We start from the raw sequence: 26,182 nt of genomic DNA, 5'->3' as shown, positions 1-26,182 counted from the left end.
TTGCGGCTCAGGCTCGGTCGCCTTCGGTGTCGTCGAAGAACCGCCAATTGCCGTCGGATTCGACTTCCATGCGCCAGCCGAGTTCGGAGTTGTCGGCCTTGGCGTCGACAAACCAGGCGTGCGCGTCGTCCGCGCTGGCGATCTCTTTGGAGTCGACGACGTCGCCGTGTGGATTCAGTACTCGATATTTAGCCATTCACGGCGGTTACCCGATGCTATTCGCCCTTGAACTTCGGCGGGCGCTTGGTGAAGGTCGCCTCGATGCCTTCGGACAGGTCCTTCGACGGCAGGAACGCCGCATTCCACGCCGCCACGTAGCGCAAACTCGCGGATACCTGCGAAATACGTTGCTGGTCAAGCACATCCTTGACCCCGCGCACGGTCAGCGGCGGGTTCTCGGCGATCTCCGCGGCGGTCGCGTGTGCGGCCTGCAGTGTCGCGTCGGCATCGGCGAACACGTCGTTGACCAAACCGATCTTCTCGGCGCGGGCCGCGTCGATGTCCTTGCCGGTCAACGCCAATTCGCGCAGATGCCCGTCGGACAGAATCAGCGGCAGCCGGGCCAGGCTGCCGACGTCAGCGACGATCGCGAGTTTGACCTCGCGGACGGAGAACTTCGCGTCGGCGCTGGCATAACGGATGTCGACGGCGGAGATCAGGTCGACGCCACCGCCGATGCACCAACCGTGGACTGCCGCGATCGTCGGCGTGCGGCAGTCCGCGACGGCGCTGATGGTGTTTTGCATGCGCAGCACTTCGCGGTGGAACTCGGTGCGCGGTCCGGCCATCGCGCCGTCGGCGAGTACCGGCGCCAGCGTCCCGCCCATCGCCGGCAGGTCGAGGCCGTAGCTGAAATTGCGGCCGGAACCGGTCAGCACGATGGCGCGAACATTCGGGTCGGCGTCTAGCGAGGCGAACAGCTCCGGCAGCTCCGACCAGAACGCGGGCCCCATCGCGTTGCCCTTGCCCGGCCCGATCAACGTCACCTGCGCGACGTGTTCCTTGGTCTCGACGAGGACGGATTCGTACAGCTGGCTCATCACCGGACCGTACCGTGGATCGCATGGCCTCCGATCTGCAACCCGGACCCGACTCACCACCGACCGATGAGCTGCGCGCCGCCGAGGCATCGCTGCGCGAGCTGCAGAAGATCGTCCACCCGCTCTCCCGCGACGACTCCTCGAAACCCACCGCGAGCGAGGACTTCAACGTCGACCAGTTGACCGAGCACCTCGTCGACACGATCGCCTCCGTCGGCGAAGCGCTCGGCGCCGACCTGCCGCCGCGCGACCCCGAGGAGAGCGTCGAGCGTCAACTCATCGCCGTCGGCCGGCCGACGTTGGATGCGTTCCACCTCCGACACGGGCTGGACGGGTCGGTTGCCTGGCGCGGCAACGAGACACCCGTGCGGACGTTGGCGGCCCTGCTGTCGTTCGGCCTACTCGTGCACGCATGGGACTACACCGCGGCCACCGGCACCCCGGCCGACGTTCCCGATTCGCTGGCGGCCTACGTCATGGGCATCGCGGAGAAGCTCATCACGCCAGAGCGCCGCGCCAACGGAGACTTCGGCGCGGCCGTCGAGCCGCCGGACCGGGCCAGCGCCTTCGACAAGCTGATCGCGTTCACCGGCCGCGATCCGGCCGCCGCGGGTTAGACGCGCTCGAGGAAGAAGTAGAAGTACCTACCGTTGTGGACGACGCCCTTGCCGTTCATGATGCCCATCACGGTGCGGTCGTCGACCTGCTTGAAGTGGTCGTGCACCGGCTGGCCGTCGTAGACCATCGTCGCGACGACCTCGCCGCGGAACTCCTCCAGCCACAGGCTGGCCTCGCCCTTGCCCATCTTGACGTTGGAGAAGCGGTTGCCATCGTCGTCGAGGCAGACCAGCGGCTGCACGTCGGTCACCGAGTTGAACGTCTTGCCGAACCACCGGGACTTCTCCAGCTGACCGTTCATCCGGTGGCCGGTGACGAACTCGCCACCCTTCCATTCGCCGAGCATGCCGTCGACGGTGGCCGGCTGCAGGCTTGCCCAGTAGTCGTCCAACTCGGCATCGGCAATCGAGTCCGTGCGGTCCTTGAACTCGTCGAACTTCTTGCGCGCCAACGTCTCACCCATCGCGATCTCCTTCAGATCCAGTTCTCCGCGAACTTCAACAGTGCGTCGTTCTCCTCCGGCGCGCCGATGCTCACCCGCACGCCGTCGCTCCCATACGGCCGCACCACGATGCGTGCGGCCGCGGCCTGCTCGACGAAGTCGGCCGTGCGCGGCCCCAGGGGCAGCCACACGAAATTCGTCTGCGACAACGGCAGCTCGAAGCCGGCCGCGCGCAGCGCGCCGCTCACCCGCGTTCGCTCGGCGACCACCGCGTCGGTACGAGCCAGCAACTCGTCGGCGGCATCCAGCGAAGCGATCGCCGCGACCTGCGACACGCTTGTCGCCGTGAACGGCACGTAGGCCTTGTCCAAAGCGGTGATCAGGTCCGGGTGCCCGGCCGCATAGCCGACGCGCAGGCCGGCCAGGCCGTAGGCCTTCGAAAACGTCCGCAGCACAATGACATTGGCATGGTCGCGGACCAAGGCGAGGCTGTCGGGCAGCAACCCGTCGCGGATGTACTCGACGTAGGCCTCGTCGATCGCGATGAGGATGTGCGACGGCACCGCCTCGACGAAGCGCGTCAGAGCGTCGGGATCCACCACCGTCGAGGTCGGGTTGTTGGGATTGCAGACGAAGATCAGCCGGGTCCGATCGGTGACCGCGGCCAGCATCGCGTCCAAGTCGAAGGTGTGGTCGGTCAACGGCACCTGGACCGCGGTGGCGCCGGCCAACCGCACCTGCAGCGGATAGATCTCGAAGCTGCGCCAGCCGAACAGCACCTCGTCGCCCGCGGTCGCGGTGATCTGGACCAGTTGCTGGCACAGGCTCACCGATCCGCAGCCGACCGCGATGTGTTCCGGCCCCCAGCCGCCGGCGCTGCCGACGCGGCCGGAGTTCAGATGCTTGGCCAACGCCGACTTGAGCTCGACGCAGCCGTTGTCCGGGTAGCGGTTGATGGCGTCGGTGGCGCGCTCGATCGCGGCACGGACACCGGGCAGCGGGCCGTGCACGGTTTCGTTGCTGGCCAGTTTGATCGCACCCGGAACCGTCTTGCCGGGCACGTACGCGGGCAGCTCGGCCATTTCGGGTCGAAGGCGAGCGGTCATTTCGACAGCATATGTCTGGCCCGTGTACGCTCTGCTCCGCGGCGGTTCCGGGAGTGTGGTTTGAGTCCGGTACCCTCAGACGGTCCAGGGAGGCGTGCCAGAGCGGCCGAATGGGACTCACTGCTAATGAGTTGTCCCCCTTACAGGGGACCGGAGGTTCAAATCCTCTCGCCTCCGCCAAGCTAGACAACTGAACACAGGCGCCCGTAGCTCAACGGATAGAGCATCTGACTACGGATCAGAAGGTTAGGGGTTCGAATCCCTTCGGGCGCACTCGAGCTCTACCGCGACTCAATGCGCGATCAGATCCGCGGCGAGGTCCGCCTCGTCATCCCGCAGACCGCCCTGCGACGTCGAGCGCAGTTCCCAGTGCGCGACGCCGCCGTCGGGTCCCGTCAGTCTGCCCCATCCCAGCGCCTCGCCGATCAGCCCGCGCACCCGCTCCTCGTTGTCCGGTTCGGTGGCGAAAACCACACGCAGTAAGACGGTTTCGCCCTCGGCGACATTGGTGACGAGGTGCGGTGCCAGCGGGCACGGCGGCTCGTGATCCCACCCGCCGCACAAGGCCGTAGCGATCGCGCCGCCGAGCGCGTTGGGACTATCTCCGTCGCGCATGACGACGACGGCGTCGTGAGCAAAGGCTTTGCGTGGCATGCGAATCAATCTATTGCGACACGGTCACGGGTTCATACCTATTGAAAACTCAGAGGTTTCAATCGCAACAATCGCCCCTATCGTCACATGAGCAACTGCGAAACGTCAAAGTGCACCACGGCGACGGCTCGCCCCCTGGAGAGGTGGGACATGTCGGCGACTCGTCGGATTGTTTCGGTACCCGTAGCCCTGGTGGCCGTTGTCGCACTCGTCGTGCCGATCGGCTACGCGCCGCCCGCCTTCGCGGTGCCCTGCAGCGCTCCCGAGGCCAATGTGCCGCCACCGGCGGGCATGCCGAGCATGCCGACGCCCGGCCCGGTCGCACCCCCGACCGGCCGCCGGCCCCGCGGCACCAACGACAATGCTCCGCTACCGAAGCTGGGCCCGCTGATTTCCGGCCTGCTCAAGGCGATTCCGCAACGACCGGCACAGCTACAGGCCGCTGTGACTCCCGTTCCGCCGGTCCCGGGCGCCGCGACCCCGCCGTCGCCGAGCGCGAATCAGGCTGTGCCCGAGGCGGTTCCGGTTCAACCGTCACCGCCCGCCAGCATCGCGGGCGCACCCACGGCGTTGGTGGAATACGTCACCGGGCCCAACAGCCCGAACCGCACGCTGGAGCGTTTCGGCATCTCGGGTACCGACCTCGGAATCCCCTGGGACAACGGTGATCCCGGCAACCGTCAGGTCTTGATGGCCTTCGGCGACACCTTCGGATACTGCGCCGTGCACGGTCAGCAGTGGCGCTACAACGTGCTGTTCCGCAGTAACGACCATGACCTGTCGCACGGCATCCACGTCGCCGACGGCGTGCCCAACAACCCGTATTCCGGCTCGCCGGTGTGGGCGCCGGGTCTGTCCAAGCAGGTGCTCAACAGCATTCACAAGGCCGGTCACGAGACCGGCATGATTCCGACGTCGGCGATGTCGATGGGCCGGACCCAATACATGAGCTTCATGTCGATCAAGAACTGGGGCCGCGACGGCGAATGGTCCACGAACTATTCGGGCATCGCGCGCTCGCTGGACAACGGGCAATCCTGGGGCGTCTACCCGAGCAGCATCCGGTTGGCCGCCGCCGATACCGTTCCCGGCGCGCGCTTCGTCCCCGGCAACGAGAACTTCCAGATGGCTGCGTTCATGCCCGGCAAGGACGGCTACCTCTACTCGTTCGGCACGCCCGCCGGCCGTAGCGGCGCGGCGTTCCTGTCCCGGGTCCAACCGGGCGCGCTGCCCGATGTCAGCAGGTACCAGTACTGGAACGGCGAGGGCCGCGGCTGGGTACCGGCCGACCCGGCGGCGGCGACACCGATCTTCCCGGGCCCGGTGGGCGAGATGTCGGCGCAGTACAACGACTATCTGAAGCAGTATCTGGTGCTTTACACCAACGGTGGCAGCAACGACGTCATCGCGCGCACCGCGCCGTCACCGCAGGGGCCGTGGAGCCCGGAGCAGCCGCTCGTCTCGTCGTTCCAGATGCCCGGTGGCATCTACGCGCCGATGATCCACCCGTGGTCGACCGGCAAGGACCTGTATTTCAACCTGTCGCTCTGGTCGGCGTACGACGTGATGTTGATGCACACCACGCTGCCGTAGTCAGCCGGCGAGGCCGAAGCTCATCACGACCGTCGTCCCCTTGGGCGTGCAGTCCATCTCGAGCCAGTCGCTGACCGCGCGAATCAGGAGCAGCCCGCGGCCGCGCACGCCCGGGTCGGTGGCGGCCGGCTTCCATTTGCCCTTGTCGCTGATCTTGAGATGCACTCGCGCGCCGTCGTTTTCGCCGTTGATCCGAACCTTGCCCGGCTTGCGGCCCAAGTAGCCGTGCTCGATGCTGTTGGCGACGGCCTCGTTGACCGCCAGCACGATGTCCGCGGTCCGCTCCTCGGGCACGCCGGCCCCGCGCAGCCAGTCCGCGAGCTGGTGCCGCAGATCGCCGAGCTGGTCGGCGTTGACCACCCGGTGGATCGCCAGCGGTGGGTACGGCCGGCGGTAGACGACGATTGCGATGTCGTCGTCGTAGCCGCCCGGCGGGGCCAGTTCGGTGAGCGCCGAGTCCGCGACGTCGTCGGCGGTCAGGGCCGCGCCCCGCGCCACGGTCGCACCGAGGTGGGCGATCCCGTCGTCGAGTGTCACGTCGCGCCGCTCGACCAGGCCGTCGGTGTAGAGCATCAGCGTCGAGCCGGCCGGCAGCTTGACCGTGGCCTGGGGCCGAGAAGCCTTGCGCTGCACGGCTAGTGGCACCGAGCGCGCGTCGGTGATCAGCGTGTGTTTGCCGGCCGGATTCGCCAGGATGGCGGGCAGGTGGCCGGCGCAGCTGTAGGTGAACTCCCCGGTCTCGGTGTCAAGGACGACAAGAAAGACGGTGGTGCAGAACGCATCCGGGATGAGCTCGGCCACCGCGTCGAGTTCCTCGAGCAGCCTGGCCGGTTCGGCGCCGGTGAGCAGCAACGCGCGCGCGGAGGCGCGCAATTGGCCCATCACCGCGGCGGCCGCCAGGCCGCGTCCCACGCAGTCGCCGACGATGATGCCAATTCTCTTGTCACCCAACGGCAGGACGTCGTACCAGTCGCCGCCGATCTCCAGCGGGGTCACCGCGGGCTCGTAGCGCACCGCGAAGCCCGGTGGCAGCTTGGTGGGTGCCAGCATGGCGTGCTGCAGGGTCAACGACGTCTCGCGGGCCGCCTCGAACTGACGGACGTGCTGAATCGCCAACCCGAGGTGACCGACCAGGACGGTCACGAGGAGACGGTCCTCACCGCTGATCCGTCGGGGCACCCGAAGTTCGAGCCACAACGCAACGCCGCCGCCCCCGGTGAGCACGGCGACGATGCCGCTGGATTGGCCTGGCGCATCAGGGCTTTCGATGGGCTGGACGGTGAGCGGCAACTGGCGACGGGCCTGCTCGAAGATGTCGCGCAGCGGCTGGTCGAGGTGCCGCCAGTGCGACGACAGTCGTTCGCCGGCGACCTGAATGGTGGGCTCGCCGCCGTCGGTCGGCCACACCGCGGCGACCACCCGGTGCACGTCGAGCGCGAGCCGGCACTCGTCGAGGGTGATCGTCAGAACCTCGGACATGCTCTTGGCAACGCTGACCGCCGTCGCCAACCGCAGGACCGCGCTCTCGCGGGCGGCGAATGCGCGTTCGGCGGTGATGTCGCGCAGTGTGCCGACGTAGACATCGTCGCCGGCAGACTCGCGGTTCACCCGGTTGACGTTGGCGGCCACCCACACCAGCCGGCCGTCGCGATGCCGGATCGGTGTCTCGTACTGAACCTGGGTTTCGCGTGCAAGTCTGGATTGCTGTGCCAGAGCGGCCTTTTCGTCGACCAGCCAGGGGTGGGGCCACCGGTATGGCAGGCCCTGGGCTGGGTACCCGGTCAGCTTGGCGAAGGCGTCGTTGACCTCGATCACCGAGCCGGCGCGATCGGAGACGAAGAAGCCCTCCTGCAGCGAGTTCACCACCGCGTTGCGGAACTCGTCGCGATCCTCCAGATCGTCGGCGCGGGCGCGCTGTTCCTCGGACCGACGCGTCGCGGCGTCGAGCGGGGCCAGCGTGTGCAGCAGGAAGGCCAGCGCCTCGGCGCCGTCGAAGTCCGGAATCTCCTGCACGAGTTCGCGGACGAGCCCGGAGTGCTGCTCGACGATCCGCAGCATGCTGATGTCGTTGTGCAGGGCCTGGCGCCCGAGCTCGTTGCCCACGCCGAGGCTTTGTTCACCGCTCGTCTTCACGTGAGCACGCAGCGCGGCCGCGTACTGGGTGAGGAAGTCGTCGGGTGTCATGCGATGAGCACCGGCGCGGCGATCACGAGCGCCGTCGTCATTGAACCTCCCGGTTCTCCGCGGCAGACATGAGTCTCGCGCTCAGACTAACCGAGCCTCGCGGCGCCGAACCGTGCAGTACTATTTCTGCGAATTTCCCGGTGGCTCGGGTCGGCACCGATCTGCCCGGGTCGTCACGACTTCACACGGAGGATGGCCGTTGTCAGCTGCGGATCCGATCACCACCTCGGTCGCGCTTCGGGACGGTGCCGCGGTGGTCAGCGTGGGTGGCGAAATCGATCTGAGCACCGCGCCCGTCTTCGAAGAGGCGATCGCCGAAGCCCTCGAGGAGAACCCGCCCGTCCTCGCCATCGAACTGTCCGCGGTGACGTTCATGGCCTCGGTCGGGTTGCGGATCCTCGCGGCCACCAACGAGAAGATCGGCAAGTCGACCCGCATCGCCGTGGTGGCGGACAACCCGGCGGCCAGCAGGCCGATCCAACTGACCGGCCTCGACAGCGTCGTCGCGCTGTACCCCACGCTCGACGCGGCGCTGGCCGCGGACGACTAGGGGCGCAGCACCTGCCGCGCGATCGCGTACTTGTGCACCTCGGTCGGGCCGTCGTACAGGCGGAAGGCCCGCATGTCGGAGAAGATCATGCCGACCGGCGTCTCGTCGGAAATGCCTATGCCGCCGAGGATTTGGACGCAGCGGTCGGCGACCTTGAACAACTCCTCGGACACATAGGCCTTGACCATCGAGCTTTCGTGCCGGCCGGTGCCGCGGTCGCCCATGTCCAGGGTCCAGCAGGCCCACCAGATCGCGAGTCTGCATTGCTGCAAGGCGATTTCGTTATCGGCGATCATGAAGCTGACGCCCTGGTGCTCGCCGAGCGTCTTGCCGAATGCCGTGCGCTCACGGGCGTGCTGAATAGCGATCGACTGCGCCCGCGACGCCGCTCCCAGCCACCGCATGCAATGCGTCAACCGGGCCGGTGCCAGCCGCAACTGCGCGTAGCGCAACGCCTGGCCGACCTCGCCCAGCACCGCGGACGCGGGTAGCCGCAGATCGTCGAACCGGACCACGCCATGGCCCTCGACGTAGTTGCGGTCCATCGTGTTCATCACGCGCTCGATCACAATGCCTTCGGGGCCCGAAGCGCCCGGGCCCTCGCACAGGAACAGCGTCGGGCCGTCCGGACCGTGGGGGTTCGGCGCGACGCGGGCCATGATGATCCAGGTCCCCGCGCCGTTGGCGCCGGTGATCAGCCACTTACGGCCGTTGATGACGTAGTGGCTGCCGTCGAACTCGGCCGACGTGTTCAGTTGGTTGGGATCCGAACCGGCGCCGCCGGGTTCGGTCATCGCGAACACCGAGCGCTGCCGCCCGTCAATCACCGGGACCAGGAACTGCTCGACCTGTTCGTCGTTGGCTACCTTCCCGAGCAGGAACATGTTGCCCTCGTCCGGCGCCGCACAATTCAGCGCGATCGGCCCCAGCGTCGACCACCCGGCCGCTTCGAACAACACCGCCTGCTCGCGGTGCGACGGCTCGCGGCCACCAAAACGCTTGGGCGCCTGGAACGTCAGCAGCCCGGCATCGCGGGCCAGCCCGACGAGTTCGGCGCGCAGATCGTCGTCGGGACCGTGCCGGGTGAGTCGGGAATCGGTCTCGAACGGCACGACCTTGTCGGTGACGAAGGCGCGGATCTGGTCGGCCAGCGCGGCGGTGTCGGCCGGTATGTCGAAATCGATCATCGGGTGTCCATCAGTGTCAGGGCCTGCTCGAACAATTGGACGGTGGCGCCGTGCAGCAGGTCGCCGATTTCCTTGGGGGCCTTGCCGGCGTAGGCCCGCGCGTGGGTGCCCTCCAGCACGATGCCGAGCTTGAAGCACGCGAGCACGGTGTACCAGTTGATCTGCGACAGGTCACGGGTGGTGTTGCGGGCGTACTGCTCGATGAGATCGTTGGGTGCGGCCAACCCGTCCATCGCGAAGATCGGCCCGCCGAACGCCGCGGACTGCCCCCAGGTGGCCAGCAGCCAGCCGAGATCGAGCAGGGGGTCGCCGATCGTGGACATCTCCCAGTCGACGATCGCGACCACCTCCGGGCCGGTGCGGGAGAACATCACGTTGGCGGCGTGGTAGTCGCCATGCATGATCCCCGGCGTCCAGTGCTCGGGTCGACCGTTGTCGAGCCACTTCGCGACATCGTCCACACCGGGGATGTCCGGGCCGGGATAGTTGTCGAACTCCCGATAGCCTTCCAGCTCCGAAAGCCAGCGTGGCACTTGACGTTCCAGGAAGCCGTCGGGCTTGCCGTAGTCGCTCAGCCCGACGGCGGTGTAGTCGACCGCGCCGAGCTTGGCCAGCGACTCGGCCATCGACAGGCCCATCCCGAAACGCACCGCCGGGTCGGCTCCATGCAGGTCCGGCAGCTCCTGGCCGGCGTTGAAGCCGTCGATCGGTTCCATCAGGTAGAAGACCGCGTCACCGAGCACCGTCGGGTCGGCGCAGCTGGCGATCAGCCGCGGGTGCGGCACATCGGTACCCGCCAGCGCGGCCAGCGCCTCGGTCTCGCGCATGATCACGACGTTGCTGCGCGGCCGCAGATGCTTCGGCCCGCGACGCAGCACGTACGGCCGGCCCGACCTGGTGAAGCGCAACATGATGTTCTGTGTGCCGCCGGTGATCGCCGAAACGTCGAGAAGTGGGCCGTCACCGAGCCCTTGGTCCGACATCCATTCCGCGAGGCCGTCCGGGGCGGTGAGCTCCTCCACGAACGTGAAGCTACCGCAGCCACCTCACAGCGGACACCGGTAGTGTCCGACGCTGGCTACTAGCGGGAGGAACGATGATGGCGCGCACCGACAACGATTCCTGGAAGATCACCGAGAGCGTCGGGTCGACCGCGCTCGGGGTGTGCGCCGCGCGAGCCGCCGAGACCGACAGCGAGAGCCCGCTGATCCGGGACCCGTTCGCGCGGGTCTTCCTGGACGCGGCCGGTCCGGGCATGTGGAGCCTGACGTCGGATCCGACCTTGTCGGCCGCGCTGTCCGAGCTGATTCCCGACGTGGCACTGCACCAGCGGGTGATGGTCGACTTCATGGCCGTCCGCACGAAGTGGTACGACGAGATCTTCCTCGAGGCGGTCTCCTCGGGCGTCCGCCAGGTGGTGATCCTGGCCTCCGGGCTGGACTCACGGTCGTGGCGCCTGCCGTGGCCGGACGGCACCACCATCTTCGAGCTCGACCAGGCGCAGGTGCTGGACTTCAAGAAGCAAACCCTCGAAAACCACGGCGCGCAGCCGGCGGCTCAGCTGGTGAGCGTTGCCGTGGACCTGCGTGAGGACTGGCCAACGGCCTTGCAGCGGGCCGGTTTTGACGTGTCCGCGCCGACGATGTGGTCCGCCGAAGGGCTGCTCCGCTATCTGCCCGCCGCGGCACAGGACCTGCTGTTCGAGCGCATCGACTCGCTGAGCGCCCCCGGCAGCTGGCTGGCGACCAACGGCCCGTCGGAGAACGCGGTGAACCCGGACCTGCTGGCGATTCAGCGCGAGCGGTCGACGCGTTTCCGGTCCGCTGCGGCGCAGGTGCTCGGCGCGGAGATCCCGAATGTGGAGGACCTCTGGTACCCCGAAGAGCGCACCGACATCGCCGGGTGGCTGACCGATCACGGCTGGCAGGCATCGGCGATCGGGATGGCCGATCTGCTCGCCAGGCACGGTCGCGACGTCCCGGGTGAGGACGCGCTGCCGCCCGTCGTGTACACCTCGGCCCGCCGCCCCTGATTTGCTGACGGCCTAGCTCCGGCCGCTGCGCGAGTCGGCTCGTTGTAGTACTCCGGTACCGGTTTTATCACGCCTTATCGGTAAAAGCGCTGCAAGAGCTCGTTTTCAGCAAAACCCCTGTGTGCCGGTATTTCAGATGCTGTGTCCGAAGGTTTGGACTTTCGGGGCCTTGGGTACCTTAGCTCTGCTCTACGGTTTTGCCCCAAGGACGGAGGACAGGATGCGTGGTGGAGGTTTGATCAGTTCGATCGTGGTGGTTTGGTTGGTGATCGGCGTTATAGCCGCATTCCAGCGGGACTATCTGAAAAACACCGATCAGAATTGCGCCACTTTGAGCACTATCGCGGTCACGGTATTGACGGGCCCCTTGAATTACGCCGGGGTCAACCCGAAGGTGACCGATTGTCATTTGCCGCAACCCAGCTCGATGCCCGCTCTGGACATCGACCAATGGATTGGAATCGAGGCGTCATGATCGGCTTGGGAATCATTTTGCTGATAGTGGGGTATTTCCTGAAAGTGGCTGTGCTGCAGACGATTGGCGTCGTTCTGCTGGTCATCGGTGCCGTGCTGTGGGTGCTCGGTTCCGTCGGCCGCCCGGTGGGCGGTAGGCGCTACTGGTACTGACGCCCGATAGCGCGGATTCTTCACTACTCGAAATGGAGTCATCATGATTGTGCTCGGAATTATTCTGCTCGTCGTTGGTTATTTGCTGCCGATGCCATTGGTGGCCAACATCGGTTGGTTGCTCGTCGTCATCGGTGTCGTCCTGTTCATTCTCGGGGCAGTCGGACGCCCGGTCGGCGGCCGAAAAGTCTGGTTTTAGCGGGTCCCCTCGAGGTTGGCTCACAGCTGGCGCACAGATGCGCCATAGCAACGCCTCATCGCGCTGCGCATACTGGTTAGTTGTGAGCCAACCCCAAGCCCCTGTCGAGCGCGTCGTCATGCGCCGCGCCGACGGGAACCCGATCAATGTGTTGGTGGTCGACGACGAAGCCGTCCTCGCCGAGATGGTCTCGATGGCCCTGCGCTACGAAGGCTGGAACATTGCGACCGCGGGGGACGGGGCGGCGGCCCTGGAGTCGGCCCGCTCGCAGCGGCCGGACGTCGTCGTTCTGGACGTGATGCTGCCGGACATGAGCGGCCTCGACGTTCTGCGCAAACTGCGCGAGGAAACCCCGCAACTGCCAGTGCTGTTGCTGACAGCCAAGGACGCGCTCGAGGACCGCATCGCGGGCCTCACCGCCGGCGGCGACGACTACGTCACCAAGCCATTCAGTTTGGAAGAAGTGGTGCTGCGGTTGCGCGCGCTGCTGCGACGAACCGGGGTGACGACCGAAGACAGCGGCGCCCAGCTGGTCGTCGGGGACCTGGTACTCAACGAGGACAGCCACGACGTGAGCCGCGCGGGTGAGCCGATTTCGTTGACGTCCACCGAATTCGAGCTGTTGCGCTTCATGATGCGCAACTCCAAGCGGGTGCTCAGCAAGGCGCAGATTCTGGACCGGGTGTGGAGTTACGACTTCGGAGGCCGGTCCAACATCGTCGAGCTGTACATCTCGTACCTGCGCAAGAAGATCGACAACGGGCACGAGCCCATGATTCATACGCTGCGCGGTGCCGGCTACGTCCTCAAGCCGGCTCGCTAACCATGGGCGGGGGCTCTTCCCTTCGCTTTCGGCTGCTCGCCGGACAGGTTCTGATCCTCGTCATCGTCTGCGTCGGTATCGGCGTGGCCACCGAACTGGCGTTGTACAAGTACCTTTTGGCGCAGCTCGACACTCAGTTGCACGACGCCTCGCAGCGGTCGGTGCGCATCTTCTCCGAGCCGCCGATGGCGCCGTGGCGGCATCACCCGCGCCCCTTCCCGCGGCCAGGCCCCGGGCCGATCTTCCTGGACGCCCCGGCTCAGCCGGTCGGCATGGTCGGTGCCGTGGTCCGCAAGGGCGGCGCGATCGAGGCCGGCTTCCTCACCGCGGCCGGCGGCCGGGCGGCCGTTACCGACACCGCCCGCACCGAACTCGGCGCGGTCCCCGCCGACCGGAACCCGGTGACCCGGGACATCGACGGGCTGGGCCGGTACCGGGTGGTCGCCGCGTACTCCCGGCGCAGTGGCGACATCGTCGTCACCGGGGTGTCGATGGCCGACGTCGACGCCACCAGGCTGCGGGTGCTGTTGATCTTCGGCGTCGTCACCGTGATCGCCATCGTCGCGGCCACCACCGCCGGCATCGTGATCATCCGGCGTGCGCTGGCGCCGCTGCGCCGCGTCGCGCAGACCGCCGGCGAGGTCGTCGACCTGCCGCTGGACCGCGGCGAGGTGACGCTGCCGGTGCGGGTGCTCGAGTCAGATGCCAACCCGCGCACCGAAGTCGGCCAACTCGGCTCCGCGCTGAATCAGATGCTCGACCACGTCGCGGCCGCACTGTCGGCCCGGCAGGCCAGCGAGACGCGGGTCCGGCAGTTCGTCGCCGACGCCAGTCACGAGTTGCGCACGCCGCTGGCCGCGATTCGCGGCTACGCCGAGTTGGCTCGGCGGCCGGCCAACGATCCAGATGCGGTGGCGCACGCGATGAGTCGCGTGCAGTCCGAAACCGAGCGGATGACCCATCTCGTCGAGGACCTACTGCTGCTGGCCCGCCTCGACTCCGGGCGCCCGTTGGAACGGGAGGCGGTGGACCTGTCGCGCGTCGCGGTCGACGCGGTCAGCGACGCGCACGTCGCCGGACCAGATCAGCAGTGGGAGCTGGACCTGCCGGAGGAGCCGGTGATGGTGTCCGGTGATGCCGCCCGGTTGCATCAGGTGATGACCAACCTGCTGGCCAATGCTCGTGTGCACACCCCGGCGGGCACCGTCGTCACCGCGCGGTTGGCGACGGACGATGCGCAGGCCGTATTGAGCGTCCGCGACAACGGCCCGGGCATTCCGGAGGAGTTGCAGTCGGAGGTGTTCGAGCGATTCGCCCGCGGCGACACGTCGCGCTCCCGCAAGGGCGGCAGCACGGGGCTGGGCCTGGCGATCGTCTCGGCGGTGGTCAAGGCGCACCACGGCACGATCACGCTGGAGAGCGCGCCAGGGCACACCGACTTCACGGTTCGATTGCCGTTGTCCGCTGAGTCGTGAAAGCCCTTGCCGGGCAGTAGAACTGGATTCCGCCGAACGGCAACGACGCCGGGTCGTCGTCGCCGTGTCGGCGTGCTCCGTCAGAAACGAACTACGGGCAGGTCACATCGATTTCGAAGGACTTCTCCACCGGCTGCATGGGGTTGGCCATGTCCACTCCGGTCGCGGTCCCGCTGATCTTGTACTTGTTGCCGTCCTTAGTCGCGTCGGCCTTGCCCGACGGGGTGCCCGGCGCGTAACCGAGCGAGACGCCGTTGACGTTGCCCAAGGCGACCGACTTCACCGACGGCGGTGCGGCGTCGGTCAGCACGGCGCCGATGCCGGAGGAGTTGCCACCGATGGCGATGTTGACGGTGCCGGCGGCGGTGGTGCAGGCGACGGTGCCTTCGATGTTCTGGTCCTTGCCGTCGATCGTCACCTTCGCGGTCGACGAGCCGCTCGAGACGGAGGCGCCACCACTGCTGGCCGACGTGCCGCCAGAACTGCTCGACTTCTTGTCGCTAGAACAGCCAGCCAGGCCGACGACGACAATCGCCGTCGCGGCGGCCGCGACCGTTACTGAACGCTTCACCCGGTTCTCCTTTGTTGTTGTGGCGGCCCGTCGTCCGATGACGCGCCGTTTCGGCAGTATGCAGCTTTGCTGAAACGCCGGATAGTGATTTCAGCAAAATTTGAGCTGCCTGTTGAGAGGGCATGAGGGCGCTTTACCGGACATTTGCCACGCGGTGTGCACAGGCACGTTCGGAGGCAGGTGTGCGATCTACGGCCCATCCGTGGAGCAGGGCTGAAATGATGACGCGATGGACGACTTCGCCGACGCCGACCGGGGTTTCATCGGCGCGCTGACTCCCTGTGTGGTCACGGCCGCCGACGGGCGCGTGGTGTGGGACAACGACGCCTACGCATTCATCGCCGGCGATGCGCCCCCGACGGTGCATCCGAGCCTGTGGCGACAATCGACGCTGACCGCCAAACAGGGCCTCTACGAAGTGGTCCCGGGCATCTATCAGGTTCGCGGCCTGGATCTGTCGAACATCAGCTTCGTCGAGGGCGACACCGGCCTGATCGTGATCGACCCGTTGGTCTCCACCGAGGTGGCCGCGGCGGCGCTGCAGTTGTACCGCACCCACCGGGGCGACCGGCCCGTCGTCGCGGTGATCTACACCCACAGCCATGTCGACCATTTCGGCGGCGTGCTCGGGGTGACCTCGCAAGCCGCTGTCGACGCCGGGACGGTGGCGGTGCTGGCGCCCGAGGGATTCACCGAACATGTGGTGCAGGAGAACGTGTATGCCGGTCCGGCGATGGCCCGGCGGGCCACCTACATGTACGGCACGCTGCTGGCCCGCGGTCCGGAGGGGCACGTCGGCTGCGGACTGGGTCAGGCCCCGTCGCAGGGCGAGATCGCGCTGATCGTCCCGACCGTCGACATCCGCAGCACCGGCGAAACGCACACTGTCGACGGCGTGCAGATCGAGTTCCAGATGGCGCCTGGTACCGAGGCGCCGGCCGAAATGCACTTCTACTTCCCGCAATTCCGTGCGCTGTGCATGGCCGAGAACGCAACGCACAACCTGCACAACCTGTTGACGCTGCGCGGAGCGTTGGTCCGCGACCCGCACGCGTGGGCGGGTTACCTCACCGAGGCGATCGACTCGTTCGCCGACCGCACCGACGTCGTCTTTGCGTCGCACCACTGGCCGACGTGGGGTCGCGAGGGAACAGTGGAATTCCTTGCGCTGCAGCGGGATCTGTACGCATATTTGCATGACCAGACGCTGCGGATGCTCAACCAAGGACACACCGGCGTCGAGATCGCCGAGGCCATGCAGATGCCGCCGGCGCTGGACAAGGCCTGGCACACGCACGGCTATTACGGCTCGGTCAGTCACAACGTCAAGGCGGTCTACCAGCGCTACATGGGTTGGTTCGACGGCAACCCGGCCCGGTTGTGGCCGCATCCCCCGGAGGCGCTGGGCCCGCGTTATGTCGACGCGATCGGCGGGATCGACCGGGTGGTGGAGCTCGCCCGGCGGGCGTTCGACGAGGGGGATTTACGTTGGGCGGCAACGCTGCTGGACCACGCCGTATTCACCGACAGCTCGCATGCCGGGGCCCGCGCCCTGCTGATCGAGACCTTCGAGCGGTTGGCCTTCGGCGCCGAGAATGCGACGTGGCGCAACTTCTTCCTGTCCGGGGCAACCGAGCTGCGCGACGGCAATTTCGGGACCGCGGCGCAGACGTCGTCACCGTCGCTGCTGGCCCAGTTGACCCCGGAGCAGATCTTCGACGGCCTGGCGATCAGCATCAACGGCCCGCGGGCGTGGGATCTCGACCTCGCCATCGACGTGACGCTGACCGACGTCGACGCGAACTATCGGCTGGCTCTGCGCAACGGCGTGCTGGTGCACCGGCGGATACCCGCAGATCCGGCGACCGCGGCCGCGACGCTGAAGCTGGACAACGCCTTTCGGCTGCTGATGCTGGGGATGGGTGACTTCGCTTCGCCGGGATTCGAGTTGTCCGGGGATCAGACGGCGCTGGAGCAGTTGGTCGGCGTGCTGGACCGGCCGGACCCGTCGTTCAACATCGTCACGCCGTGAAACTGAGCCCAGGGCTGTGGATCTGCTGATTTCACGACCCCAGCTTCAGTCTCGCGGGAAGTCAGGGAATCTCGACGACCACCTTGCCGATGGCCTTGCGGTCGGCCACCAAGCGGAGAGCCGCGGCCGTGTCGTCCAGTGGGAACCGCGCGCCGATGTACGGCCGGACCACGCCGGACGCGAACATCTCGGTCAGCTCGCGCATGTCGCGGGCGTTGTCGTCGGGGCGGTCGCTCATGAAGGTGCGAATCTCCATGCCCCGGACCGTGATTCCCTTGAGCAGCACCAGGTTCAGCGGTATCGACGGGATGGCACCCGCGGCGTAGCCCAGCGTGACGAACGTCCCGCCCCGGGCGAGAGCCCGCAGCGCGGGGTCGGCGTAAGCGCCGCCCACCGGGTCTAGCACCGAGCGAGCACCGTCGCCGGTGAGCTCGCGAATGCGGGTCTTGAGGTCTTCGCGGTCGTAGTCGACGGTCGCCTCGGCACCGCGCTGCCGGCACAGCTCGAGCTTCTCCGGGCTGGACGCGGCGGCCAGCACCCGCGCCTTCATCGCCACGGCGAGATCTACCGCGGCCAGGCCCACGCCGCCGGCCGCGCCGAGGACCACCACCCAATCACCTTCGCGCACTTCGGCGATGGACCGCAGTGCATGGTACGCGGTCCGGTACGTCACGCCGAACGCCGCGGCGGAGGCGAAGTCGACACCGTCGGGTATCTCGGTCAGCCCGGCGGCCGGGAGCAGCGCCTGCTCGGCGAAGCCGCCGACGAACGTCGTCGCCGAAACCCGTTGTCCCGGAGCCAAAGACACGCCCTCGCCGACCGCGATCACCTCACCGGCCAACTCGCTGCCGGGGGTGAACGGCGGCGGAATCTTGATCTGGTACTTGCCGTCGATCAGCAGCACGTCGGGAAAGTTGACCGCCGCCGCGCGCACCCGCACCACCACGTGGCCGGGGCTGGGCTCGAGGTCGGCGACCTCTGCGACGACCAGATCTTCCGGCGGCCCGTAGGACTCGCACAGCACGGCACGCATCAATCGACTCCCAATCCGCGAAGGCAGAACCGCACCAGGTGGTCGACGTCCGCGCGACGGGGCCGCTGGGCGGCATCCAGGTAACGACGCATGGCCGACACCGTACACAGGAAGACGGCATCTGCATCGCGCTGGACGCTCCTGCTGCCCGCCGCCGCAATCGGCTCGGTGAGCAGGTCGCGCATCGGGCGCATGATGGCATCGTCGGCGGCCCGCCAGTCGGTGGTCGCCGAAACCTGTCCTGCCGCAGCGCGACTCATGCTGATCAGGTGCGGGTCGGCGACCTGGGCGAGTGCGCCCTCGACCCAGCGCTTGATCTGCCCCGCCGGCGTGCGTTCCTTGGTCATCTGGTGCTGCAGGTAGGAGACGACGATCGCGACGCCACGCTCCATCACCGCGAGGATCACGTCGTCCTTACCCGCGAAATAGCGGTAGAACGCCTTATTCGACGATCCGGCTTCGGCGACGATGTCGCTGACCCGGGGCGGTTCGGGCGCAACGCGTTCCATCACCCGGACCGCGGCGGCCAGGATGCGCTCGACCTCTTCGGTGGCCTCGCGTTGTCGGGTGTCGAGGGCGCGCTCGACGGCGGCGGAGGCCCTAGTGGTCAACGAGACTGCCATACTTCGCGCGGACCGCCTCGCGGCGGACGTCGAGCATCTCGCTGGGCCACTCCGCGCTCTCGGCTTCGACGTTCTTGAGCAGCATGCGGGCCAGGTTGACCTTGTGTGCCTCGGTGGGCCCGTCGGCCAGGCCCAGCGCGATGCCACCCAACAGCACGTTGACCAGCGGCAGCTGGTCGGTCAAGCCGAGTGCGCCGTGCACCTGAATCGCCCGCAGCGCAATGGATTTCAGAACCTTCGAGGCCAGGATCTTGCACGTCGCGATCTCGGCTCGAGCACCGTGCTCGTCGCCGCTGTCGATCAGCCAGGCGGCGTGCAGAACGGTCAGCCGGAACGGCGTCAGCTCGGTGTAGGAGTCGGCGACGAACTCCTGTACCAGCTGCTTGTCGGCCAGCAATGTGCCCTGGGTGAAGCGGCTTTTCGCGCGTCGCGCCATCATCTCGACGGTGCGTTGGGCCATGCCGATCGAGCGCATCGCGTGATGCAACCGGCCGCCCGCCAGCCGCGTCTGCAGGATAAGGAAGCCCTGGCCGGGCTCACCGAGCAGCGCGGTCGACGGCACCCGGACGTCGTCGTAGTGCATCAGCGAATGGCCCGGCTCATGCGGGTCGGCGCCGACCAGATGGTGGTTGGCCTCGACCTTGAGGCCCGGGGTGTCGGCCGGAAGCAGGAACGTCGACGCGCCGTGGTGCACCGCCACGTCGGGGTTGGTGATCGCGACGACGATGAAGAAGGAGGCGACGGAAGCGTTGCTGGAGAAGTACTTTCGCCCGGTGATCACCCAGTCGTCACCGTCCTTGACGGCGCGCGTGGTGAAGACGCGCGGGTCGGCGCCGCCCTGCGGCTCGGTCATCGAGAAGCAGGAGAAGATCTCGCCGGACAGCAGGCCGGACAGGTAGCGGTCCTTCTGTTCCTGGGTGCCGAAGCGCGCGATGATCTCGGCGTTACCGGTGTCGGGCGCCTGCGTGCCGAACACGATGGGCGCCCACGGGCTGCGGCCGAGGATCTCGTTGATCAGGGTCAGCTTGACCGCGCCGAAGCCCTGTCCGCCGAGTTCCGGACCGAGGTGCGGCGCCCACAGACCCTGCTCGCGCACCCGCTGTTTGAGCGGGTCGACGATCCTGCGGCGCTCGTCGTTCAGCGGCAGGAATTCGCAGCCGGGGAACAACACCTCGAGCGGTTCGACCTCGTCGCGGACGAACTCGCGGATCCAGTCGAGCTTCTGGGCGAACTCCGGTTCGGTCGAAAAGTCCCACGCCATGCTGCCTCCTATTGCGTCTAGGGAATCCCACCGTCGGCCCGCAGGATCGAGCCGGTGGTGAAGCTGGATGCATCCGACGCCAAAAACAGTGCGGCGCCCACGATTTCGGCCGGATCGCCGGCGCGCTGCAACGACAGGCCGCCGAACGGGTTGTGCGATGCCTGTTCGATGTTCCACGACTTGCTGACGTCGGTGAGAAACGGGCCGGCCATCAAGGTGTTGACCCGGACCTTGGGTCCGAGCGCGCGAGCGAAGCCCTCGGTCATTGCGTTGAGGCCGGACTTCGACGAGGCGTACGGGATGATGTCGGGGGCCGGCCGCAGCGACCCGGAGGTGCTGACGTTGATGATCGACCCTCGCCCGGCCGCGACCATCCGCTCACCGACCAACGCGGACAACCGAAATGGGCCCTTGAGGTTCAGGTTCACCACGGCGTCGAACAACTTCTCGGTGACGTCGGTCAACTTGTCGTAGACCGGCGACATGCCGGCGTTGTTGATCAACGTGTCGACCTTGCCGAACCGGTCGTAGACCGCATCGACCAACCCGTCGAGTTGATCCCAGCGACCGACGTGCACCTGATACGGCATCGCGGTGCGGCCGGTTGCGCTCTCGATCTGCTCGGCGACCGACACGCAGTTCTCCATCTTGCGGCTGGCGATCACCACGTCGGCGCCGCAGCGGGCCACCCCAAACGCCATCTCGCGACCCAGCCCCCGGCTGCCGCCGGTGATCAGCACAACCTGCCCGGTGAGGTCGAAAAGCTTTTCAGCGTAACTCATTTCAGCGACCCAGCCATGCCGGCCGCGGTGGCGATCAACTGCGGGACCATCGCCCCGAACGCGTCCTGGATCTTCGGGTCGACCTTGCCGCTGCGCACCCCTGCAGCGTAGGTCTTTTCCAGCACGATGCCGAGCTTCCAGTTGGCCAGCACCAGGTAGTAGTCGATGTTCTCCGTGGACAACCCGCTGACCTGCTCGTAGCGCTCGAGCAGCTCGCTGCGCGTCGGCATCCCCTTCATGTCGAGGTAGAACCCGTCTTCCTTAGGGTTTTCACCGTCGTAGCCGAGCAGGCACCAGGCCAGGTCGAGCAGCGGATCGCCGACCGTTGTCATCTCCCAGTCCACGATCGCGGCCAGCCGGGCCGGCCCGCCGTGGGCGAACATGACGTTGGCGAACTGGTAGTCGCCGTGCATGATGCCCGGCTTGTAGTGCGCCGGCCGGTTGGCGCGCAACCACTCCGCGGCCGCGTCGAGGCCGGGCAATTCACGCACCTGGTAGCTGTCGAGGAAGGCCAGCCAGCGGTCGACCTGTCGCTCGTGAAAGCCGTCCGGCCGGCCGAAGCCGGCCAATCCCTGCGCCTGCCAGTCGACCCGGCCCAGCTTGGCGGCGCCCTCGACGAGTTCGAAGGCCAACAGGCGCCGGGCGTCGAGGTCGTCGTCGAACGGCGCCTCCCAGCCGCCGTCCATCGGACTCCAGCCGTCGATCGCCTGCATGACGTAGAACGGCTTGCCGAACAACTCGCCGGCTTCGTCGGCGGCGAGCAGCGCGGCGTGCGGCACGTCGGTGCTGCCCAGCGCGCGGACCAGCCGGATCTCGCGGAGCAGGCCGTCTTTGCGGGCCGCGTCGGCGCGGTCGCCGGGCATCCGCAGCACCATGCGCTCGTCGCCGCGGTGGATCAGGTACAGGTTGTTCTGCGAGCCGCCGGACAACTGCTCAATTCGCGGCCTTTCGCCGTCGCCCGGAGCATCGTTCGCGTCCAGCCAGCGTCCCAGGACTTCGTCGTCCAATATCGGCACACCCCAATCTCCACACGGAGAATAGCATTCTCCGCTGGTCGCGGGAATGGCCTCAGATAGGCCAATCCGGTTCGTGGGGGAAGTGGCCGTCGGTCAGCTGGCGCTTGACGATCTTGCCCGTCTCATTACGCGGGAGTTCGTTCACGAAGATGACGTCGCGCGGAATCGAGAACCGGCTCAGTCGATTTCGGATGTGATTCTTGACCGTCTCCTCGTCCAGCCAGCTCCGCTCGGCGCGGACGACGAATGCGGCGAGTCGCTCGCCGAACTCCCGGTCCGGCACGCCGACCACCGCGACCTCGACGACCTGCGGCAGCGCGGCGATGGCTTCCTCGACGGGCCGGGGAAACACGTTCTCACCGCCGGAGATGATCATCTCGTCGGCCCGCCCGGCGACGAAGAGGCGGCCGCTGGCATCGAAGTAGCCGAGGTCGCCGGTGTCCATCAGGCGGTCCTCGACGTCCGGCGATTCGGCGTCCGCGTAACCGTCGAACAGCATGTCGTTGCCCACGAAGATGCGGCCGACGCCGCCCGCGGGGACGGCATCGCCAGCCCGATCGAGCATGGCGATTCGGGTGCCCAGGGGCGGTCGGCCGGCGGTGGTCGGGGCGAGCCGCAGGTCGGTGGGATCGGCGACCGTCGCCCACGACACCTCGGTCGAGCCGTAGAAGTTGTACAGAATGTCGCCGAAGGTGTCCATGAACCTGCCGACCGAAGCGCCCGAGATCGGCGCTCCGCTGCTGGCAACCACCTTCAGCGACGACGTGTCGTACCGGGCGATCACGTCGTCCGGAAGTTCGAGAATGCGCTGCAGCATCACCGGAACCACCACCAGCACCGTGCAGCGCTGCCGCGCAATGGTTTTCAGGCATTCCTCGGCATCGAACCGTTCCATCAACACCACCGTCGCCAGCAGCGGCGTGCTCAGCTGCAGCGCGGCCAGGCCCCAGGCGTGGAACAGCGGCGCGGCCAGCAGCATCACCTCGTCACGCCGCAGCGGCATCCGCGACAGCATCGCGGCGATCGCGCCGAATCCGGAGGGAGTGGGCCGCAGCGCCGCCTTCGGGGTGCTGGTGGTGCCCGAGGTCAACACCACCAGTCGACCGGGGTGTTTGGGCGGTTGTATCTGCGTGCCGGCACCGGCGGCGACCAGATCTTCGATCGAGAGGCGTTGCGAGACGATCGAATTCGGATAGGTCGAGAGCCGCGCGACCTGTGCGGGCAGTTCGCGGGTCTGCGGCTCGAACTCGTCGTCGAGGAACACCGCGTCGACGCCGTTGCGGGCCACGAGTTCCCCGATCGGACGCGGCGCCAAGCCGGTGTTGAGCAGCACGAGTTCGGCGCCCAGCTTGCTCACGGCCAGCATGCACTCGACCATCGCCGAGTGGTTGCGGGCCAGCACCGCGAACTTGCTGTCCTTGTCGAAGCCCACCGCGCCGAGGCCGGAGGCGATCGCGGTGGTGCGCTCGGCCAGATCGGCGTAGCTCGACGACCCGTGCCGGTCGATCAGCGCCACCTGTTCCGGTGACCGCGCGGCCGCCGCACCCAGGCCACCCGCGAGCGTAAAGCCCCATTTGGCAAGGGAGTTGAGTTGCCGGATGCCACGATCCGGCCGGGACGCCCGCACCACGCCGCTGGCCATCAACGTCTTGAGAACGCTGAACTGCAGCGAGCGCCCGTCACCGGTGTTGACCAGTTGCGGCGCCGCCATGCCGTCTAGGTAATCCGCGAGTCGCTGCAGGCCGTCCCGAACCCAGTCGGTGACGCTGCCCTCGCTCACCTTCTCAAGATCGGGGTGCAGCAGGTTCACCCCGAAGATCCGCACCGTGATCCGGGTGCCGTCGCCGTTCGGCTGCAACCGGAGCGTCAGCAGGCACCCCTCGAGTTCCGTCGCGTCGAGCCGCATCGCCATGTCGGCCTGGCGGACCGAATGGCGCATCTCGTGGACGGCGAGGCCGCCGCGGGGCGTGGACAGGCGAACCTCGAAGTTCTGCGCGGTGCCCGACACCCGCTCGATGGCGCCGAGGCCGCTGAAGAAGCGGGGGTACCAACCGGGCCGCTGCAACAGGCCCCACACCTCGGGGCATGGGTGATCCACCGTCGTGTCGAAGGCGATCACGTCGCGTGCCACGGGGTCCTGCCACGTTCGGTCGTTATCGGACAGCCCACATTCTCATTCGGAGAGTCTCAACGCGGGCCAACTGTGTTACCGACAGTATTCGCTGGCGGCCGGGCGGTCGCAGTTCGGGCCGTGCAAGGCTGTGTGGATGCAGTTGCTACTGGTCCGGCACGCGTTGCCGCTCCGCAGCGGCCCGGCTCCCGAGGGTGGGGGCCAGGGCGCCGATCCCGACCTCTCCGACGAGGGTCGAGAGCAGATCGCCCGCCTGCCGGAGGCGCTGGCCCGCTTCCCGATCACCCGGCTGGTCAGCAGCCCGCAGCGGCGCGCGGTGCAGACCGCCGAACCTGTCGCGGCGGCCACCGGGCTGCCCATCGAGATCGACGACCGGTTCGCCGAGTACGACCGGGAACTGCCCTTCTACATCCCGATCGAGCAGATCCGCGCGGAAAACCCGCAGGAATGGGCGCGGATGGCGCAGGGGCACCTGCCGAGCACGGTCGACGAGGACGCGTTCCGGGCGCGGGTGCAGGCGGCCGTCGGCCATGTCGCCGCGACGACCGAGCACGAGGACACCGTCGTCGTCTTCAGCCACGGCGGGGTGATCAACGTCGTGTTGCACGAGATCCTGGGGACCAGGCGGATCCTGTCCTTCCCGATCGACTACGCGTCGGTGACCCGGCTGCTGTTCTCGCGGTCCGGTCAGGCCAGCGTGGTGACGGTCAACGGCACCGAACACGTATGGGACCTGCTGCCGCGCAACCGGCGGCCGGTCCCTGATAAACAAGTCCCGTGACGCTAGACGGGCTCGACCTCTCCGCGCTGGACGCCCACCTCCGATCGGCCGGCGTCGGTCGCGACGGTGAGCTGACGGCGCAGCTGATCTCCGGCGGCCGTTCCAACCTGACCTTCCTGGTCGCCGACGACTCGTCGAAGTGGGTGCTGCGACGCCCGCCCCTGCACGGCCTGACGCCCTCGGCGCACGACATGGCCCGCGAGTACACCGTGGTGGCAGGGCTCGCCGACACCGACGTCCCGGTGGCGCGTGCGGTGACGCAGTGCAACGACGACTCAGTGCTCGGGGCGCCGTTTCAGATGGTGGAATACGTTGCGGGACAGGTGGTTCGCAGTCGGACCGAGCTCGAGGCGATGGGCGATCAGCAGGTGATCGACGGCTGCGTCGACGGGCTGATCAAGGTGCTGGCCGACCTGCACGCGGTCGACCCGGCCGCGGTCGGGCTGGCCGACTTCGGCAAGCCCGGCGGATATCTGGAGCGGCAGGTCCGGCGCTGGGGGTCGCAGTGGGAGCACGTACACCTGCCCGACGACGACCGTGACGCCGACGTCGCACGCCTGCACCAGTCGCTGGCGGCCGCGGTTCCGCAGCAGACCAGGGCCTCGATCGTGCACGGCGACTACCGGATCGACAACACCATCCTCGACGCGGTCGACCCGACGCGGGTGCGCGCCGTCGTCGACTGGGAGCTCTCGACGCTGGGTGACCCGCTCAGTGACGCGGCGCTGATGTGCGTCTACCGCGACCCGACATTCGACGACGTGATCAACACTCAGGCCGCCTGGACGTCACCGCAGTTGCCGGACGCCGACGGCCTCGCGCACAAGTACTCCGAGGCCTCGGGGCAGGCCTTGTCGCACTGGAACTTCTACATGGGGCTGGCGTACTTCAAGCTGGCCATCATCGCCGCCGGTATCGACTTCCGCCGGCGGATGTCGGGTGGTGCCGACGGTGTCGACTCCTCCGACCGCGTCGGCCAGACGGTGGCGCCGTTGATCGCGGCGGGCCTCCGCGAATTGCAGAAGACCTAGCTACCGTCCCGCGGCCAGCAGGTTTTTCTTCGCAGCACGCCGCAACTGGTAGATGCGCGCGGTACCGGCGAGGAAAGTGATCAAACCGCCGCCGACGGCCGCCAGCAGAATGGCCACCCCCAGCGGGAGCGTCCAGTGCCAGCCGAGGAACGCGAAGTCTCCCGAGGCCGTGTTCTGGGTGATGAAGATCAGCAGCACGATGAGGATCAGAAATCCCATCGCCAGAAACGACCACAGACCGGCCGTGCGGGTGAATTTGACGGCCGACTCGGGCGGCGGCGCGTGGTTCGGACCCGGCGCGGGAGTGCCCAGTGGCGGTTCGGGAGATGACGTCGCATCGCTGCTCATGCAGTCATCATTACCCGTTGTCGGAGCAAAGGGAACCGAACGA

27 protein-coding genes, 2 tRNA genes and 1 pseudogene are annotated in these 26,182 nt (G+C 67.4%); 14 read left to right on the top strand and 16 right to left on the bottom strand.

The genetic code is table 11. The features are described from left to right. Positions 1 to 7: 7 nt before the first annotated feature. Entirely contained in the window at positions 8 to 196 is a 189-nt protein-coding gene (locus tag PT015_RS16735) for a hypothetical protein (RefSeq protein ID WP_285185917.1), read from the bottom strand. 19 nt (positions 197 to 215) lie between these two features. After that, on the bottom strand, positions 216 to 1,040 hold the full coding sequence (locus PT015_RS16730; RefSeq protein WP_285185915.1) for a crotonase/enoyl-CoA hydratase family protein: 825 nt from the start codon (positions 1,038 to 1,040) through the stop codon (positions 216 to 218). Between the two features lie 23 nt (positions 1,041 to 1,063). Between PT015_RS16730 and PT015_RS16725 the strand changes: the two genes are divergently transcribed. Further along, positions 1,064 to 1,657 carry a TIGR03086 family metal-binding protein gene (locus PT015_RS16725; RefSeq protein WP_285185914.1) on the top strand — a complete coding sequence of 198 codons (594 nt, stop codon included), beginning with the start codon at positions 1,064 to 1,066 and terminating at the stop codon, positions 1,655 to 1,657. Here PT015_RS16725 and PT015_RS16720 read toward each other — a convergent pair. After that, positions 1,654 to 2,121 (bottom strand): DUF4334 domain-containing protein, encoded by a 468-nt coding sequence (locus PT015_RS16720; protein ID WP_285185912.1) that lies wholly within the window; start codon positions 2,119 to 2,121, stop codon positions 1,654 to 1,656. The genes PT015_RS16725 and PT015_RS16720 overlap by 4 nt on opposite strands. Positions 2,122 to 2,132: 11 nt before the next feature. Next, positions 2,133 to 3,206 carry a pyridoxal phosphate-dependent aminotransferase gene (locus PT015_RS16715; protein WP_285185911.1) on the bottom strand — a complete coding sequence of 358 codons (1,074 nt, stop codon included), beginning with the start codon at positions 3,204 to 3,206 and terminating at the stop codon, positions 2,133 to 2,135. A gap of 88 nt (positions 3,207 to 3,294) precedes the next feature. Here PT015_RS16715 and PT015_RS16710 point away from each other — a divergent pair. Further along, a tRNA-Ser gene (locus PT015_RS16710) sits at positions 3,295 to 3,386 on the top strand. Positions 3,387 to 3,406: 20 nt separating this feature from the next. Beyond that, positions 3,407 to 3,479 (top strand) — tRNA-Arg (locus PT015_RS16705). 18 nt (positions 3,480 to 3,497) lie between these two features. Here the strand turns inward: PT015_RS16705 and PT015_RS16700 are convergent. Further along, positions 3,498 to 3,860: a hypothetical protein gene (locus PT015_RS16700; RefSeq protein WP_285185909.1), complete on the bottom strand. Its 363-nt coding sequence runs from the start codon at positions 3,858 to 3,860 to the stop codon at positions 3,498 to 3,500. Between the two features lie 150 nt (positions 3,861 to 4,010). Here PT015_RS16700 and PT015_RS16695 point away from each other — a divergent pair, with 150 nt between their 5' ends. Continuing rightward, the gene (locus PT015_RS16695) at positions 4,011 to 5,453 is read left to right on the top strand and encodes a DUF4185 domain-containing protein (RefSeq protein ID WP_285185907.1); all 1,443 of its coding nucleotides are present in this window, start codon (positions 4,011 to 4,013) and stop codon (positions 5,451 to 5,453) included. Here PT015_RS16695 and PT015_RS16690 read toward each other — a convergent pair whose 3' ends face one another. Next, on the bottom strand, positions 5,454 to 7,637 hold the full coding sequence (locus PT015_RS16690; RefSeq protein WP_285185905.1) for a SpoIIE family protein phosphatase: 2,184 nt from the start codon (positions 7,635 to 7,637) through the stop codon (positions 5,454 to 5,456). A 199-nt stretch (positions 7,638 to 7,836) separates the two neighbouring features. On the opposite strand from PT015_RS16690, the gene PT015_RS16685 reads away from it, so the two are divergent. Next, the gene (locus PT015_RS16685) at positions 7,837 to 8,187 is read left to right on the top strand and encodes an STAS domain-containing protein (RefSeq protein ID WP_285185903.1); all 351 of its coding nucleotides are present in this window, start codon (positions 7,837 to 7,839) and stop codon (positions 8,185 to 8,187) included. On the opposite strand, the gene PT015_RS16680 is transcribed toward PT015_RS16685, so the two are convergent. Continuing rightward, a complete protein-coding gene (locus PT015_RS16680) occupies positions 8,184 to 9,374 on the bottom strand; it encodes an acyl-CoA dehydrogenase family protein (RefSeq protein WP_285185901.1) in 1,191 nt (396 codons plus the stop codon). The two genes, PT015_RS16685 and PT015_RS16680, sit on opposite strands and share 4 nt — an antisense overlap. After that, on the bottom strand, positions 9,371 to 10,357 hold the full coding sequence (locus tag PT015_RS16675) for a phosphotransferase family protein (RefSeq protein WP_285191147.1): 987 nt from the start codon (positions 10,355 to 10,357) through the stop codon (positions 9,371 to 9,373). Before PT015_RS16675 ends, PT015_RS16680 begins: the two co-directional genes overlap by 4 nt. A gap of 116 nt (positions 10,358 to 10,473) precedes the next feature. Here PT015_RS16675 and PT015_RS16670 point away from each other — a divergent pair, with 116 nt between their 5' ends. The 6 genes from PT015_RS16670 to PT015_RS16645 all read left to right on the top strand — a co-directional run bounded on the left by PT015_RS16670 (position 10,474) and on the right by PT015_RS16645 (position 14,530). After that, a complete protein-coding gene (locus PT015_RS16670; RefSeq protein ID WP_285185899.1) occupies positions 10,474 to 11,406 on the top strand; it encodes a class I SAM-dependent methyltransferase in 933 nt (310 codons plus the stop codon). 220 nt (positions 11,407 to 11,626) lie between these two features. Then, on the top strand, positions 11,627 to 11,881 hold the full coding sequence (locus PT015_RS16665; RefSeq protein ID WP_285185898.1) for a hypothetical protein: 255 nt from the start codon (positions 11,627 to 11,629) through the stop codon (positions 11,879 to 11,881). Then, positions 11,878 to 12,033: a DUF6131 family protein gene (locus PT015_RS16660; RefSeq protein WP_285185896.1), complete on the top strand. Its 156-nt coding sequence runs from the start codon at positions 11,878 to 11,880 to the stop codon at positions 12,031 to 12,033. Before PT015_RS16665 ends, PT015_RS16660 begins: the two co-directional genes overlap by 4 nt. Positions 12,034 to 12,076: 43 nt before the next feature. Further along, positions 12,077 to 12,232, top strand: coding sequence for a hypothetical protein (locus PT015_RS16655; protein WP_285185894.1), 156 nt, complete (start codon positions 12,077 to 12,079; stop codon positions 12,230 to 12,232). 118 nt (positions 12,233 to 12,350) lie between these two features. After that, entirely contained in the window at positions 12,351 to 13,055 is a 705-nt protein-coding gene (locus tag PT015_RS16650) for a response regulator transcription factor (RefSeq protein ID WP_285191146.1), read from the top strand. A gap of 2 nt (positions 13,056 to 13,057) precedes the next feature. Further along, positions 13,058 to 14,530 carry a sensor histidine kinase gene (locus PT015_RS16645; RefSeq protein WP_285185892.1) on the top strand — a complete coding sequence of 491 codons (1,473 nt, stop codon included), beginning with the start codon at positions 13,058 to 13,060 and terminating at the stop codon, positions 14,528 to 14,530. 91 nt (positions 14,531 to 14,621) lie between these two features. Here the strand turns inward: PT015_RS16645 and PT015_RS16640 are convergent, their stop codons facing one another. Next, positions 14,622 to 15,101, bottom strand: a complete 480-nt coding sequence (locus tag PT015_RS16640) for a lipoprotein LpqH (protein ID WP_285185891.1) — start codon at positions 15,099 to 15,101, stop codon at positions 14,622 to 14,624. Positions 15,102 to 15,336: 235 nt separating this feature from the next. Here PT015_RS16640 and PT015_RS16635 point away from each other — a divergent pair. Continuing rightward, positions 15,337 to 17,133, top strand: a pseudogene (locus PT015_RS16635) (alkyl/aryl-sulfatase); the annotation flags it as partial. A gap of 61 nt (positions 17,134 to 17,194) precedes the next feature. On the opposite strand, the gene PT015_RS16630 reads toward PT015_RS16635, so the two are convergent. The 6 genes from PT015_RS16630 to PT015_RS16605 are packed head-to-tail and all read right to left on the bottom strand — an operon-like array spanning position 17,195 to position 23,979. Continuing rightward, positions 17,195 to 18,166 carry an NADPH:quinone oxidoreductase family protein gene (locus PT015_RS16630; RefSeq protein ID WP_285185890.1) on the bottom strand — a complete coding sequence of 324 codons (972 nt, stop codon included), beginning with the start codon at positions 18,164 to 18,166 and terminating at the stop codon, positions 17,195 to 17,197. Next, positions 18,166 to 18,789: a TetR/AcrR family transcriptional regulator gene (locus PT015_RS16625; RefSeq protein ID WP_285185889.1), complete on the bottom strand. Its 624-nt coding sequence runs from the start codon at positions 18,787 to 18,789 to the stop codon at positions 18,166 to 18,168. Before PT015_RS16625 ends, PT015_RS16630 begins: the two co-directional genes overlap by 1 nt. Continuing rightward, positions 18,767 to 20,050, bottom strand: a complete 1,284-nt coding sequence (locus PT015_RS16620) for an acyl-CoA dehydrogenase family protein (RefSeq protein ID WP_285185888.1) — start codon at positions 20,048 to 20,050, stop codon at positions 18,767 to 18,769. Before PT015_RS16620 ends, PT015_RS16625 begins: the two co-directional genes overlap by 23 nt. A 17-nt stretch (positions 20,051 to 20,067) precedes the next feature. Continuing rightward, positions 20,068 to 20,832: an SDR family NAD(P)-dependent oxidoreductase gene (locus PT015_RS16615; protein ID WP_285185887.1), complete on the bottom strand. Its 765-nt coding sequence runs from the start codon at positions 20,830 to 20,832 to the stop codon at positions 20,068 to 20,070. Then, entirely contained in the window at positions 20,829 to 21,848 is a 1,020-nt protein-coding gene (locus PT015_RS16610) for a phosphotransferase family protein (RefSeq protein ID WP_285185885.1), read from the bottom strand. Before PT015_RS16610 ends, PT015_RS16615 begins: the two co-directional genes overlap by 4 nt. 52 nt (positions 21,849 to 21,900) lie before the next feature. Further along, positions 21,901 to 23,979, bottom strand: a complete 2,079-nt coding sequence (locus PT015_RS16605) for an AMP-binding protein (RefSeq protein WP_285185883.1) — start codon at positions 23,977 to 23,979, stop codon at positions 21,901 to 21,903. A 136-nt stretch (positions 23,980 to 24,115) separates the two neighbouring features. Between PT015_RS16605 and PT015_RS16600 the strand changes: the two genes are divergently transcribed. Beyond that, positions 24,116 to 24,760 carry a histidine phosphatase family protein gene (locus PT015_RS16600; protein ID WP_285185881.1) on the top strand — a complete coding sequence of 215 codons (645 nt, stop codon included), beginning with the start codon at positions 24,116 to 24,118 and terminating at the stop codon, positions 24,758 to 24,760. After that, positions 24,757 to 25,791 carry a phosphotransferase family protein gene (locus PT015_RS16595; protein ID WP_285185880.1) on the top strand — a complete coding sequence of 345 codons (1,035 nt, stop codon included), beginning with the start codon at positions 24,757 to 24,759 and terminating at the stop codon, positions 25,789 to 25,791. The genes PT015_RS16600 and PT015_RS16595 overlap by 4 nt, the downstream gene beginning before the upstream one ends. On the opposite strand, the gene PT015_RS16590 is transcribed toward PT015_RS16595, so the two are convergent. Continuing rightward, entirely contained in the window at positions 25,792 to 26,139 is a 348-nt protein-coding gene (locus PT015_RS16590; protein WP_285185878.1) for a LapA family protein, read from the bottom strand. Positions 26,140 to 26,182 lie beyond the last annotated feature (43 nt).

It is taken from the genome of Candidatus Mycobacterium wuenschmannii (genome assembly GCF_030252325.1).
Lineage (GTDB): Bacteria > Actinomycetota > Actinomycetes > Mycobacteriales > Mycobacteriaceae > Mycobacterium > Mycobacterium wuenschmannii.
Note: the sequence above shows the minus strand (reverse complement) of the source record. Positions and strands in the feature narration are given on the sequence as shown.